Genomic DNA, 12,752 nt, shown 5'->3' with positions numbered 1-12,752 from the left:
TGCTCACATGAATAAAATGAAAAACAGGACGACGCATAGAACTACTTCTTCTCTGTGGCAAAATAAAGTATGGCAATGATCGGGAAAGCTATCCCAATCCATAACGCGGCACTCCATCCGCCCGTGGCGTATATCCACCCCCCAATTGCGGATCCGATGGCACCACCAAAAAAGAAAATAGCCATGAAAAGCCCATTCAGACGACTGCGAATTTCCGGACTCAATGAGAAGAGCGCACGTTGTCCGAGCACAAGATTTGCGGATACACCGGCGTCCAATAATATGGCTGCAACGACAAGAACAGCAATGCCGATGGGTGAACTACTACGGATCATAAGCGGTAACAAAACAGAAATGACAACCGTAGCGAGCGCAATCCCTGTAGCGGTTTTAGTCCAGCCGCGGTCGGCCAACCGTCCAGCCACAGGCGCAGCTACTGCACCTGCGACGCCGACAAGCGCGAACAATGCAATGCCTTTCTGAGAAAAATGAAAAGTCGGGCTAGATAACAGTAATGGAACTGTTGTCCAGAATAAGCTAAACGTCGCAAACACACATGCATGATATGCAGCCCGACGGCGTAAGATCGGGGTTGTTCGCAGCAAGTGCCACATCGAACCGAGTAGAGCTGTATAGTGTGTGTCTGTCGAAGGCCTTCTTGTAGGCAGCACCTTCGACAGTACGATTGCCAGAATAAAAATAGCTGCGGCAGACAAAGCGAATACGGTATGCCATCCAAAGAAGTCAGCGACCAGGCTCGACAAAGGACGTGCAAGCATAATTCCAAGTAACAAACCACTCATGATATTACCGACAACACGGCCGCGTGAAGATTCGGATGCAAGGTATGACGCAAATGGTACGAGTACTTGTGCAGCGACCGACCCTATACCAATGACAAACGATGCGGCTAAGAACGGCACAGCTTGCTTCGATACTGCCGTAATGGCAAGGGCAACCGCTGTGAGAAGTAAAGATATGACAATCAGCCTTCGATTCTCAACAATATCTCCCATAGGTACGACAAATAGCAAGCCGACGACGTAACCAATCTGCGCTATTGTCACGATAAAGCCAGCATTGGTTGCAGACAGCCCGATTGAAGAGCTGATGACCCCGATCAAGGGCTGCGCATAGTAAAGATTAGCTACAATAATACCGCATGCGGCAGCCAGAAGTATGGTTAACCATGTCGGGATATTTTTCTCGATTGTTTGTTCTTTTACAGCAGTCATTTTATGCAACTCCTTATACAAAATGATAATTCTCTAAAGTCAGAAAACTCCATTACTTCACGGCAATTACAATTCCATCGAATTTCTCCTCATGGTAGTTCCTCCTTCTTCGTATTTTTTAAATACTGAACGTGTAGTATATAAATTATATAACAAGATAATATACTGAACGTATAGTTTTGTAAATAGGTGGTTTCAACTTTATTTTTTATTCATAATTGGTATACTGAACGTATAGTTTGTTTTTATCTGTTATGTACTGAAAGGGGATAATTACGATGAATGGCAAGAGGGGCAGGCCTCGTAATGTAGAAGCGCAAAAGTCTATCCTTTCCGCATCTTATGAGTTATTGTTGGAAAATGGCTTTCAAGCCGTCACCGTTGATAAAATTGCCGATCGTGCTCAAGTTAGCAAGGCCACGATTTATAAATGGTGGCCTAACAAGGCTGCCGTGGTCATGGATAGTTTCCTGTATGCCGCCACGGCCAGATTGCCCGTGCCTGATACGGGTTCGACATTTCAAGATATTCAAATACACGCCACGAATTTAGCCAGGTTTTTGACGAGTCGCGAGGGAACCATCATTACGGAGTTATTAGGCGAAGGGCAATTTGATTCAGGATTGGCGGAGGCCTATCGAGCTCGATTTTTCCGTCCCCGCCGACTTGAGGCAAGAGGTCTTTTAGAGAAAGGGATTCAACGCGGGGAATTGAAAGAAAGTCTCGACATTGACATATGCACTGATCTCATTTATGGGCCAATTTTCTATCGTTTGCTTGTGACAGGCGATACGTTGGACGAACCCTATGTACAACATTTGGTGAAATTCGCATTCGAAGGAATCCGTACTCCCTGAGTCGTATTTGTCGCAACATCCAACGAATATCGAACAAAATACGGCAGGAACGTAGAGCGCCTTGGCCGGAGACTTCCTTCCCGCGGTTTAGGCGCTTTCGTTATCGATCGAATTTCCATTCGCAGCGAGCGTAGGTTACACAGAGAAATGTCACTATCGAGTGCTGATAAAAATACCTGAGGTTTTCTGAATGTGAATTTGGCCATAGGACTGAGCCATCTTTCGATCAATGAATTCTTTGAACTGATCGGCTGCCTCCGGGTCCAGAACAACCTGATCTGAGGAAAATCCATTCATAGATAATAGATACTTCACTATAGCCTCCGACTCAGTCACCAACAATGAATCCTCATACAGACTAAGCTGTACATCGCCGAAATAATCCAATAGCTGTTCCCTCCCATTCTCGAGAGAAAAACGGGTCTCAATCGAGCCGAGCACTTCATTGTACTTGGATTGGGGGTCAAACGCATTGACCATTTCCCTCATCTCCAGCATGTTTCGGCTGCCCACTGTACTCGCGTAGAAAGTACCGTCAGGCTTCAACACCCGCTTTATCTCCGCTAGGGCCCTTCTTCGATCCTCCACATGATACAGCATATGATTGGCGATGATGATGTCGAATGTGCTGTCAGGATAATGGATTTGCTCAGCGTCCATAACCTCGAAATGAAGCCTACCGCCCAAAGCATCCAGATTTGCCCTAGCATCTTCAAGCATTCCTGAAGAAATATCCGTAACGGTAATATCCCACTGTGCCGGAATTCGTTGGACATTCGTCATCCACAGTAACCCATTCCCTCCCCCGAGTTCCAGAACCTTGGCATGATCCGTCTGCTTGAACTGATCAAATATCCAGCATGGCCACAGGTGTTTGTTCGTGCTAAACATACGGTGCATATAGATTCGTGCATTGAAATTACCTGAGTTTATATATTGTTTTGGTTGAGGATTTTCTTTATTCTCCATTATCATTACCCCCTTCTTCGGAGTTTGCGGATGTTGCCCGCCATTTACCCATTGAGTCGGCATAGCGTGTCACGCTGTCGGCAAGAGCCCCTAACTCATCCTCATCCCATTCCTGTAGAATATGGGCCAACCCATCGACACTTCTTTCAAAGAAATCCAGAAGCACTTCTTCTCCAGTTTCTGTTAACCGAGTAAGACTTGAACGGAGATCATTTGGGTCCGAAAACACGGAAACCTGCCCTAATTGCTTCAAGTTATGGATTCGTCTAGTAATTGAGGACGGATTCATCTGTAACTCTTGAGCGATGTCCGTCAAGCGAATTTGCTCGCGGACTTTAATCAACATCAGTATTTCGAACGTCACCCGATCTAGATCAGATCTTCGGTCCTGCGCATGTTTGAATTCTTTCACTAGCTTTAAAGTTCCTCGAGCCAGCTTACGAAGCTCATTGCGGTTCTTCGTCAATACAAACACCACCTTAGTAAAATATCTTGATTATTCTTAGATTAATTTATTTGCTTGCGCAAAGCAAACATTTTTCTTCGAACGAATTGCTGAATGTAAAATATAAAAATCGCCGTCCAACACCCACAGGGGGCGTGAACGACGACAACTTTAGAGTCATTATTTAATCGGTGGTTCTTCCAATATTACTTGCATAGCTAGGACGCCATTTCCGCCAGCACCTTGCCAAGTCGATCAAGCTGCTGTTCATTAGCTTCTATGCAGATCGGCTTAGCTTGTTCATACGCCTCTTTTTCCTTGAAAGTCTGACGGAAAGTAACTTTGGTGCGCCCTCCCAGGTCGTCGAAGGTAGCCGTTATCCGAAGTTCGTGACCAGATAGATGATCAATTACGATCCGCTCCGGCGGCACGATCTCAACAAAGACATTATGGTTCGGATAATCCACGCCATTCGGTGCATGCATGGTGAACATCCACGTGCCTCCCGGCCTCATATCGCATTCGTGAAATGTATTCTTGAAGCCTTGCGGCCCCCACCATTGGGCTAACAAATCGGGGGTTGTCCAGGCCCGAAACACGAGCTCCCGCGGAACATCGTACTCGCGCGTAGCAATAAGTTCATTTTCACCTATAGTCATGCTCACTCCTCCCCTTCTACAACCTTGCCCAGGGTGTCCAACATGACGTTTGTACCGTGTTCCCGTACTTCAGGCGTATCGTGTCCGTCAAAGTACGCTCCTTGCTCCGTAAAAATCAGTTTCGTGCCGCCCTCCACTTTAATAAGCTCAACTGTTGTTATCGAGACGGAGATGCGTGTGTTGTTCGAATCCAGGGTGTACGTATAGACAATGCGCTGCTCTGGAACGAGCTCTTGATAACTAGCGTTGAATGTAAAGATCGGCCCTTCCGGCGGCCCGCCACTGCTGTACTCACGTCCTCCAACCTGAAAGTCGAAGATTTCCGGCTTCGAGAACCACTTGGCTTTGGCAATCGGGTCGGCCCAGGCTTGGTACACCCGCTCCGGCGAAACGGCATAAGTCCGCTCGACGACGAAGGTTGCATGCTTGATGAATCGTTCGTTCATTGATTTTCCTCCTTAGGTTTCGGCATTTCGCTCACCTCGATAAGAAAGTTTCCCAACAGATCCAAATGTCGCTCCCAAATCGTTTGACGCTCAATGACCGGCTTCTCAAATTCCATTTTCATCGCTTGCAAAAGGCTCGTGAAATCTTCAACCGTTAATTGCGCCTTGCCCTGCATAAGCTTGGATACATGTCCGAGTTGATCCAATAGTTTCTGCTGTAATTTGATTTGCTCTTTGATTCGGGCTATCTGCAAGTTGACGATCTCAAGCGGAGTGATCTGCCCCCCAGTTAAGACCGTTTTGACTTCCTCGAGAGATAGGCCCAGCTCCTTAAGCGATAAAATCTGATGCAAACGCGACAAATCCGATTCACTGTACAGCCTGTGGCCGGATTCCGTCTGTCCCGACGAAGAGAATAATCCGATTTGATCATAAAACCGCAAGGTTCGTACGGTAATCCCCGTCATCTTGGCGAGGTCCCCGATCTTCCAATATCTCTTCATTTACCATCTCCTCTCTTTGACGCTAACTATGTACCGATAGCTCTATTATAAAACCTTACGTTACGTAAGGTGCAAGCGTTTTCGAGACGCTTCCTTCCATTTCGTGTTAAAATTTCAGAAAAACAAAAAGCGTTAATCGAATATGCAATGGACAATCGGCTTTTTTCGAATAGCTTTTGCAATAAGGAGGAGATAGGGATGAGCGCTTTGACCCAAACGACAAACAACGTTCCATGGCAGCGATTGACGACAGCCTATGGAAGAGGGACAGACATTCCGCGGCTCTTGGAGACAGGGCAATATGAGGAATTGGCCAACCTGATCGAGCACCAAGGCACCTTGTGGCAGACGACACCGTGGGTCCTGCTTATGCTCCTGCGGGAGCTTGCAAAACAGAAGCCAGAGGATGTCTCTTCAGAGGAAGTTGGGCTGTACGTGGCTGTAGCTAATGCGATAACCGTAGAGTATATGGATTCGCAAAATACGGTTGAGACAATGAACGAGCTGCTGGACGAAAAGTACTTATGGCCCGAGAATGAGGAAGAAGATGAATGGCAGTGGGAGGAAGAGGAGCCGCCGGGCTATGAGACGGAGGCATTTTTCAGCTATTATTATTTCAGTTATTTGCTGCTAAGAGATGCAGTTCCTGTTTTCACCGCGATTATGAACGGTAACGATCAGCATGCTCCCGCTATTCAGGAACTGCTGCATTTGCTCCAATCAGAAGAAAAAACGCAGCCTTAATGGCTGCGTTGAATTTTTAAGGCTGAATACGCGGCATAAACCTGCCTTACAAACCATCTTACTTGTTATTCATAACAAGCTGATATTTCTTTCTCCCCGCTGTCTGTAACGGAAATACGTTACGATCATGCATATCTACTTCGCTTCGCTCTGCAATGGCAGCCCAGATGGCGTTCGTTTCCTACTCGATACGAATACGCCGCCCAAAATAAAGGCAAGACCAGCGAATAAGCTCCAATGAACGGGCTCGTTCAACAACGTACTACCCCATATGATTGCTGTTGCAGGAACGAGATAAGTGACCATCGTCGCGAACTCAGGACTTCCTCGTTGAACCATGAAATAAAACAAAATATAAGCAATGCCCGATCCAAACACACCCAGTCCGATGACCATCCCGATATTCGTGGGCGTTGCCAACCGAGTTAGGTCAACCGGTTCGAACGAAAAAGCCATGGCCCCGCTCCCGAGCATGGCGCAGAGCAGCGTGCCGAATGTCGTCTGATACATGGACACGCCCTTAAGTCGCTTGGATAATTGGGAACCGAACGCATAGCATAACGTAGCTGCCAGCATGCAAATAAATCCGATCAAATCGACCGACACAATGGAATGCGGATTGATGTCCAATAAAATAACCAGCCCGACAAAAGCAACCCCCATGCCAATCCATTGCATCCGGTTCGTAGATGCCTTGAAGACCAGCGCCCCGACGATGATCGTCCATAGCGGCGTTGTAGCATTCAAGATCGATGCTATGCTGCTGGACAATCTGGTTTCACTGAAACCGATAATTGCCCATGGGACTGCCGTATTGACGAGAGCCATGACTGCCATCGGGAACCACTGGATTTTTCGTAATTCGAATGGCTTCCGTAGTATGAGCATGATTATTGTAATGGTCATCAAGCCAAAGCTGGACCTGAGGAATGCAATCGTCCACGGACCGTAGTCGTGCAGCAACTGCTTAATAAAGAAAAACGATCCTCCCCAAATCAGACTTAGCATCACTAATGCGGCATAGAGTAATCGAGACACAATGATTCCTACTTTCTTATTTCTCATGTTGTCTCTCTATGCTAGCATGAGAATTCTTCGATGACCATCGAATTACTTTGCAATTTTAGTCGTATCTTTATGTGTTTCTTATGTTTTTTATGTATTCTGCCCTCAGTCCACCTTTACAAGAAAGGTGGAATAGATATACTTAGAATCAAATCCTTATTAAAGGTAGGGATCGCCCAATGGATAAAGAGACTCTTCGAACAAGTCTAAGTAAAGAACAGATCGACATGAAAGAACTGCTTCAGTCTCTTGTCGAAACTACAACGGACGCGATTTCTATTCGGGACATGCAGGGAAATATACTTCTCGTAAATCTTGCCTTTGAACAGTTTTATGGGTGGACTTACCAAGACCTGCTTCATGACCCTTACTGCCTGGTACCAGAACCTTTAATAACCGAGACGAAAGAACGATTTCATCTGATTAAATCCTTTGGCAAGAAAATCTCTGGATACGAGACGGTACGTAAACGAAAGGACGGTACGTTGGTTCAGGTATGCCTAACAGCTTCCCCAATACGAGATTCAGCTGGGAATATCGTTGGCACTTCTGTGATTGCTAGGGATGTTACATACCGCAAATTGGCTGAAGCAGCTTTACTAGAAAGTGAAGCTAAATATCGGATATTAGTAGAAAATACAACCGACATTATAAGCACATATGATTTAAGCATGAAAAAAATATTCGTATCTCCTTCTATAGAGCTTCACTTGGGATACACTCCATATGAATATCTTCAGAAGGATACATTCGCCTTGATTCACCCTGATGATATAAACACACTCCTAGATCTACGTCAATCCATCGCTATCTACAAAAAAAACGTTCAAATGGAATGTAGAATACAACATAAAGATGGATATTGGGTCTATTTGGAGTCGCGTTGTGTGCCGATCCTTTCTGAGAACAATGAGATCGAGAGCTATCTAATCGTGTCACGTAATATCACAGAACGAAAACAAGCCGAAGAAGCTTTGCGGAAGAGTGAAGAACAATACAGGTTCATTGCTGAAAATACAGCAGACTTCATTTCTGTGATTGATAAGAATGGCGATACAATATACAGTTCTCCTTCGCATGTTAAAAAGTTAGGCACAGATAGAATTAACTTTCATAATATCCATCCTGACGATGCTCCTACCGTCTGTGAACGTTTTTCATACATGCTTCAATCGAAAACCCCCATTACTTGTGAATATCGATACACACTCGAAAATGGTGATTGGATTTATTTCGAATCTTTAGGAATGCCTTTTTTCAACACCGATGGCGAATGTCAACACTTTTTCAACATTACGCGTGATATTACGGAGAGGAAGCAGAATGAAGAACTTCTCCTGAGAACAGAAAAGCTGTCGGTCATCGGAGGATTGGCGGCAAGTATAGCGCATGAAATAAGAAATCCTCTTACCTCACTAAAGGGTTTTATTCAATATTTACAACCCTCGATTTCAGAGAAATCTTCTACTATTACTGACATTATGTTGTCTGAACTAGATCGAATCAACTTTATCGTGAGTGAGCTGCTTGTCTTGGCGAAACCGCAAAATCTCCATGTAAAATCAATTCTTTTGCATCGAATCATAGAAAACGTTGTAAAGTTTCTTGCGTCCGAGGCTCATTTAAAGAATATTGAAATCAATACAACCTTTTCAAACATACCCGTTACGATCAACTGTGAAGAAAATCAACTAAAACAAGTATTCATCAACATCATGAAGAATTCCCTGGACGCCATCTCTGCAAATGGCGAAATTCGTATTCAAATCAAACTTCTAAGCGACAACCAAGTCCTTATTCGCTTTTCCGATAACGGATGCGGCATTTCACAAGAGCTGCTGCCCAGACTTGGAGAACCTTTTTACACTTCAAAAGAAAAGGGAACAGGTTTAGGTTTACTTGTCAGTAACAAAATCATTAAAGACCATCAAGGCCGTATCCACATTACAAGTGAAATCAATAAGGGTACGATTGTCGAGATTACTTTACCTATTTCTAGTTAGCAGATTAAAGAGGACTAAATGATTTAGTCCTCTTTAATTCGTCATTTTTCGAACGTATCCACCATCCACTTTGAGAATTTTTCTTTTTCTTCAAATTGCGGATAATGAGCGGATTGGTCGTACGTTATAAATTCCTTTTTCTTGGCATCAATCAGATCGATTAGGCGGGCTCGATGAATTTCCGGGGAGGGTTTTATAATAGATTCTTGAAAGCGTATTAATTTTAGTAGAAAAGTACGTTACAATAGATTCAAGAAAAGAAGAACGAGAAGAAATGGAATTGTATATTCACGAATAATAAATTATAGGGGCATAAGAAAATGATCAGTAAACTTCATGAACTCCATAAACAAAAAAAACCACTATCCGTCATTGTCTATGACCAATTGTATAAATTAATCATGGATGGAGCATTTCCTCCCGACAGCCAGCTTCCAACAGAACCCGAATTGGCCAAAAAATTTGGTGTAAGCAGAATGACATTGAGACATGCTCTGGCCCTTTTGCAGGAAGATGGATTGGTTAAGAATATCCATGGTAAAGGAAATTTCATTACAAAATTCCATCATAATGATCATATGGATGGCTTGGAGAAGCTCGGGAATCCTCTATATAAATGCTATACGGGAAACATAGATGATATCGAACTTATTTTTCGAATTGAACTATTAACGGACTATGCCATGCAAGTATTACATCAACAGACGACTGCAGTTGTTGCGTTGGAACGCTGGTATAAAAGTAACGATAAGATCGTAGCTTTTGCTTTTACGATGATGCCGATCGAAGCCGTTTCCGAATTAAATCTTGACTTACAGAACGATAAGCAAGTGTTGGATATGTTGGAGAATAAAGTATATGAACTCGCTAATTCCTCTACCCTTGAAATTAAACGTTCGAATTCCGTCAATACGCCGTCATTGAAATACCAGCTTTCCCACAGTGAAGAATGTGATTTGATTTTAGAAAGTGTATATATCAGTGACAAATACCCTGTTGTTTACAATAAATACTATATCCCTATAGAATTTAGTCAAATGAAGATTAAAACATCTAAATAACTGAATAAACAATTCATTAATTTGGAAGCGGTGTATTTTTTATGAATACATCGCTTTTTTGTAACAAAAAAGACAAATTGCACAAAAAAGATGGGTTGTTTTTCGAGATAAAGCTGTGTTACCATTCTCATTATTAAAACGTATACAAGTTTTTAGACAACTATACAATATTGTATATGATCATGAAATCGTAACCAAAAGGAATAATATTTTGGGATATTCATGGAAGCGCTACCTTATTAGACATCATAAGAATGAAACAACAAAGGAGAAGAATATCGCTATGTCTACCACTACTGCAGATGTGAGCATGAAGAAAACTCAGGAATTTAATATTAAGAAAGCAGTACCTATTACCTTACTATTATTTCTTCTATGCTTAATCATTGATAATTCGTTTAAGATCATTTCTGTTGATATGGCCAAGGATTTCAACATTTCAGCGACAACAGTTAGCTGGCAAGCCACCCTAGCTGGCCTTGTGATTGGAATTGGGGCGGTGGTGTACGCAGCTTTGGCGGATTCCATTAGTATCAGAAAACTTTTTATCGCGGGTATCATTTTAATATGTGTCGGTTCAGTCATGGGATACATGTTTCAACATTCGTATTTGCTCGTTGTAATCTCACGAATGATCCAAACGGCAGGTTTAGCATCAGCCGAGACATTATATGTAATCTTTGTAACCAAACATTTACCAGCAAATGAACAAAAGAAATTTTTAGGATTAAGTACTAGCAGCTTTGCTCTTTCGCAGCTTATCGGTACATTAACTGGCGGTTACGTTTCTACGTATTTCCATTGGACATCTCTATTTTTAATTTCTTTAGTAACCCTTATCACCCTTCCTTTTATTTTAAAATATCTTCCTAAGGAAGAAACGAAAAAACGTCATGTCGATGTACTAGGATTATTCCTAGTGGGAACCATTTCGGCAGCTCTACTCCTGTATATTACTGATTTCAATTGGCTATACCTGATCTTGTTTGTTGTTGCAGTTACATTATTCCTTGTTTATATCAGTAAAAACTCAAAAGCGTTTATTGGCATATCCTTCTTTAAAAATAAACAGTTTATCTCCTTGCTTAGTGTTGCTTTTGTTATTTACTCTGTACAGTTAGCGTATATTTTCTTATTTCCATTCTTACTTGAAAAGATGTATGGTTTGAAGCTTGATACCATTTCACTATTAATGATTCCAGGCTTTATAGCAGCTACGGTCGTCGGGGCACTTTCCGGAAAAATTGCGAAGTTTCTGGGAAGCAAGCAATGTATTACAATCGCGATGTCTTGTATTGTGGTCAGCTTATTATTAGGCGTATTCTTTATACAATCTTCTGTTGTTGTATTCGTGATTTCGATGGTATTATTCTCTAGTTCATTTGCATTCATGTATGCACCAATACTTGATTCTTGCATTCGTACGATTGAAAAAGAAAAAGCAGGAACAGCCGTCGGATTTTTTAATTTAACACTGAATGTCGCGATGTCAATCGGAATTGCCTATACAGCAGCCATGATGGACCATTCCTCCATGCGAACAAGCTTCCTAGGGATTACAAGCAATTCGAATGCTTCCATGTTTAGTAATATCCTATTCATTCTCGCACTCATTACTCTTTTGAGTTTATCGCTATACTGGTTATTCGTAGGACGGAAAGCGACGAAATAGATTACGTTTAGTTCATAATTAGGACCCTAAACCAACAGTTTAGGGTTCTTTTTTGACTATAATTTAGTTTTGGTTATATGATTTGGATTACTTGTAAATACGCAGTAGTATAAGAACTTGCTGCCACGGAAACCGGTGCAATTTGAACTAAGTCTCCTGTATTTAATTGTAGGAGTGCAGAGGAATGTTGCGTGATCGTATGATTTACAGTTTGGCCGTTTTGTGTAAACTGTAATGATACTCTACTAGGATATTGTGTTTGGGCAGAAACGTTGCCATTTATGAAAAACCTTAAATCAACAAGAGATTGGCTGTTCCCATTTGAAGATTGTACAGTAGACACTGCGAATTGCACATGATATATCCCTGTTCTTTGTACTCGCAAGCCATTAGTCGCCATCGTTACGTCGTTTAGAACAAGTGGATTAAATACATCCAGTTGAACTGGCGCGTTCGCAACATACGTTACATTACCCGTATTATTCCGTACGACATATCCATAGGCTGGAGTTATTGTCGGTCCTGGGGGCCCTTGTGGTCCTTCGGATCCAGGTGGACCTTGCTCACCGGGCTGCCCAGCCTGTCCATCTTGTCCCGGAGGTCCTGGGGGTCCGGGTGGACCTTGCTCGCCAGCCTGTCCAGTCTGTCCATCCTGTCCTGGAGGTCCTGGGGGTCCTGGGGGTCCTGGGGGACCTTGCTCGCCTGCCTGTCCATTCTGTCCATTCTGTCCATCCTGTCCTGGAGGGCCTGGGGGTCCGGGAGGTCCGGGTTGACAGTGCGATTCTTTACATTCTTCAAGACTTTCTTTGCAATTCTCATATTTCTCTTTGTAGAAATGATACATCTTCTTATAATACTCTTCATCTTTACTAGACAAGTTAATCCCTCCTTTCAATTACTATATGTCGATATAGTGATGAATGGTTGGACACTAACTTGGTTATGATTAAAAAAGCGTTAGCCTAATAGCTCGGATCAACACATTCTTCACCCGAAAAGGGAATCTGTTATAAACAGGATGGCCTGATTTCCTGTCATTTGAGGATTCCAGTATTCGCTACTCCCTTTCCCGGCCCACCAACTTCTGCTGCGC

13 protein-coding genes and 1 pseudogene are annotated in these 12,752 nt (G+C 43.0%); 5 read left to right on the top strand and 9 right to left on the bottom strand.

All coding sequences use genetic code 11. The features are described 5' to 3' along the window. Positions 1–41: 41 nt before the first annotated feature. Complete coding sequence (locus AC3WU2_RS16930) at positions 42–1,235, bottom strand: MFS transporter (protein ID WP_492456137.1); 1,194 nt, start codon at positions 1,233–1,235, stop codon at positions 42–44. 278 nt (positions 1,236–1,513) lie between these two features. On the opposite strand from AC3WU2_RS16930, the gene AC3WU2_RS16925 reads away from it, so the two are divergent. Continuing rightward, on the top strand, positions 1,514–2,092 hold the full coding sequence (locus tag AC3WU2_RS16925) for a TetR/AcrR family transcriptional regulator (RefSeq protein WP_492456135.1): 579 nt from the start codon (positions 1,514–1,516) through the stop codon (positions 2,090–2,092). Between the two features lie 153 nt (positions 2,093–2,245). Here the strand turns inward: AC3WU2_RS16925 and AC3WU2_RS16920 are convergent, their stop codons facing one another. From AC3WU2_RS16920 to AC3WU2_RS16900, 5 genes are all read right to left on the bottom strand, one after another. Continuing rightward, positions 2,246–3,061 (bottom strand): class I SAM-dependent methyltransferase, encoded by an 816-nt coding sequence (locus AC3WU2_RS16920; RefSeq protein ID WP_492456133.1) that lies wholly within the window; start codon positions 3,059–3,061, stop codon positions 2,246–2,248. Beyond that, positions 3,051–3,527, bottom strand: a complete 477-nt coding sequence (locus AC3WU2_RS16915) for a MarR family winged helix-turn-helix transcriptional regulator (protein ID WP_492456131.1) — start codon at positions 3,525–3,527, stop codon at positions 3,051–3,053. The genes AC3WU2_RS16920 and AC3WU2_RS16915 overlap by 11 nt, the downstream gene beginning before the upstream one ends. 197 nt (positions 3,528–3,724) lie before the next feature. Continuing rightward, positions 3,725–4,165, bottom strand: coding sequence for an SRPBCC family protein (locus tag AC3WU2_RS16910; RefSeq protein WP_492456129.1), 441 nt, complete (start codon positions 4,163–4,165; stop codon positions 3,725–3,727). A 2-nt stretch (positions 4,166–4,167) separates the two neighbouring features. Continuing rightward, the gene (locus tag AC3WU2_RS16905) at positions 4,168–4,611 is read right to left on the bottom strand and encodes an SRPBCC family protein (protein ID WP_492456127.1); all 444 of its coding nucleotides are present in this window, start codon (positions 4,609–4,611) and stop codon (positions 4,168–4,170) included. Then, positions 4,608–5,114: a MerR family transcriptional regulator gene (locus tag AC3WU2_RS16900; RefSeq protein ID WP_492456125.1), complete on the bottom strand. Its 507-nt coding sequence runs from the start codon at positions 5,112–5,114 to the stop codon at positions 4,608–4,610. Before AC3WU2_RS16900 ends, AC3WU2_RS16905 begins: the two co-directional genes overlap by 4 nt. A 198-nt stretch (positions 5,115–5,312) precedes the next feature. On the opposite strand from AC3WU2_RS16900, the gene AC3WU2_RS16895 reads away from it, so the two are divergent. Next, the gene (locus AC3WU2_RS16895) at positions 5,313–5,858 is read left to right on the top strand and encodes a hypothetical protein (RefSeq protein WP_492456123.1); all 546 of its coding nucleotides are present in this window, start codon (positions 5,313–5,315) and stop codon (positions 5,856–5,858) included. Positions 5,859–5,993: 135 nt separating this feature from the next. Here the strand turns inward: AC3WU2_RS16895 and AC3WU2_RS16890 are convergent, their stop codons facing one another. After that, complete coding sequence (locus tag AC3WU2_RS16890) at positions 5,994–6,896, bottom strand: DMT family transporter (protein ID WP_492456345.1); 903 nt, start codon at positions 6,894–6,896, stop codon at positions 5,994–5,996. Between the two features lie 206 nt (positions 6,897–7,102). Here AC3WU2_RS16890 and AC3WU2_RS16885 point away from each other — a divergent pair, with 206 nt between their 5' ends. Then, on the top strand, positions 7,103–8,926 hold the full coding sequence (locus tag AC3WU2_RS16885; protein ID WP_492456121.1) for a PAS domain S-box protein: 1,824 nt from the start codon (positions 7,103–7,105) through the stop codon (positions 8,924–8,926). A gap of 41 nt (positions 8,927–8,967) precedes the next feature. Here AC3WU2_RS16885 and AC3WU2_RS16880 read toward each other — a convergent pair. Continuing rightward, a pseudogene (locus AC3WU2_RS16880) lies at positions 8,968–9,084 on the bottom strand (alpha/beta hydrolase); the annotation flags it as partial. Between the two features lie 162 nt (positions 9,085–9,246). Here AC3WU2_RS16880 and AC3WU2_RS16875 point away from each other — a divergent pair. Both AC3WU2_RS16875 and AC3WU2_RS16870 read left to right on the top strand, forming a co-directional pair. Continuing rightward, positions 9,247–9,987 carry a GntR family transcriptional regulator gene (locus AC3WU2_RS16875; RefSeq protein ID WP_492456119.1) on the top strand — a complete coding sequence of 247 codons (741 nt, stop codon included), beginning with the start codon at positions 9,247–9,249 and terminating at the stop codon, positions 9,985–9,987. 283 nt (positions 9,988–10,270) lie between these two features. Next, on the top strand, positions 10,271–11,659 hold the full coding sequence (locus AC3WU2_RS16870; protein ID WP_492456117.1) for an MFS transporter: 1,389 nt from the start codon (positions 10,271–10,273) through the stop codon (positions 11,657–11,659). A gap of 73 nt (positions 11,660–11,732) precedes the next feature. On the opposite strand, the gene AC3WU2_RS16865 is transcribed toward AC3WU2_RS16870, so the two are convergent. Continuing rightward, positions 11,733–12,536: a hypothetical protein gene (locus AC3WU2_RS16865; protein ID WP_492456115.1), complete on the bottom strand. Its 804-nt coding sequence runs from the start codon at positions 12,534–12,536 to the stop codon at positions 11,733–11,735. Between the last annotated feature and the right edge of the window lie 216 nt (positions 12,537–12,752).

The sequence above is a fragment of the Paenibacillus sp. EB106-05-06-XG162 genome, assembly GCF_058791655.1.
Note: the sequence above shows the minus strand (reverse complement) of the source record. Positions and strands in the feature narration are given on the sequence as shown.

Bases quoted from the DNA above. Each gene is read 5' to 3' on its own strand.
- AC3WU2_RS16930 (WP_492456137.1), bottom strand. From the start codon at position 1,235: ATGACTGCTGTAAAAGAACAAACAATCGAGAAAAATATCCCGACATGG.
- AC3WU2_RS16925 (WP_492456135.1), top strand. From the start codon at position 1,514: ATGAATGGCAAGAGGGGCAGGCCTCGTAATGTAGAAGCGCAAAAGTCT.
- AC3WU2_RS16920 (WP_492456133.1), bottom strand. From the start codon at position 3,061: ATGGAGAATAAAGAAAATCCTCAACCAAAACAATATATAAACTCAGGT.
- AC3WU2_RS16910 (WP_492456129.1), bottom strand. From the start codon at position 4,165: ATGACTATAGGTGAAAATGAACTTATTGCTACGCGCGAGTACGATGTT.
- AC3WU2_RS16905 (WP_492456127.1), bottom strand. From the start codon at position 4,611: ATGAACGAACGATTCATCAAGCATGCAACCTTCGTCGTCGAGCGGACT.
- AC3WU2_RS16900 (WP_492456125.1), bottom strand. From the start codon at position 5,114: ATGAAGAGATATTGGAAGATCGGGGACCTCGCCAAGATGACGGGGATT.
- AC3WU2_RS16895 (WP_492456123.1), top strand. From the start codon at position 5,313: ATGAGCGCTTTGACCCAAACGACAAACAACGTTCCATGGCAGCGATTG.
- AC3WU2_RS16885 (WP_492456121.1), top strand. From the start codon at position 7,103: ATGGATAAAGAGACTCTTCGAACAAGTCTAAGTAAAGAACAGATCGAC.
- AC3WU2_RS16875 (WP_492456119.1), top strand. From the start codon at position 9,247: ATGATCAGTAAACTTCATGAACTCCATAAACAAAAAAAACCACTATCC.
- AC3WU2_RS16870 (WP_492456117.1), top strand. From the start codon at position 10,271: ATGTCTACCACTACTGCAGATGTGAGCATGAAGAAAACTCAGGAATTT.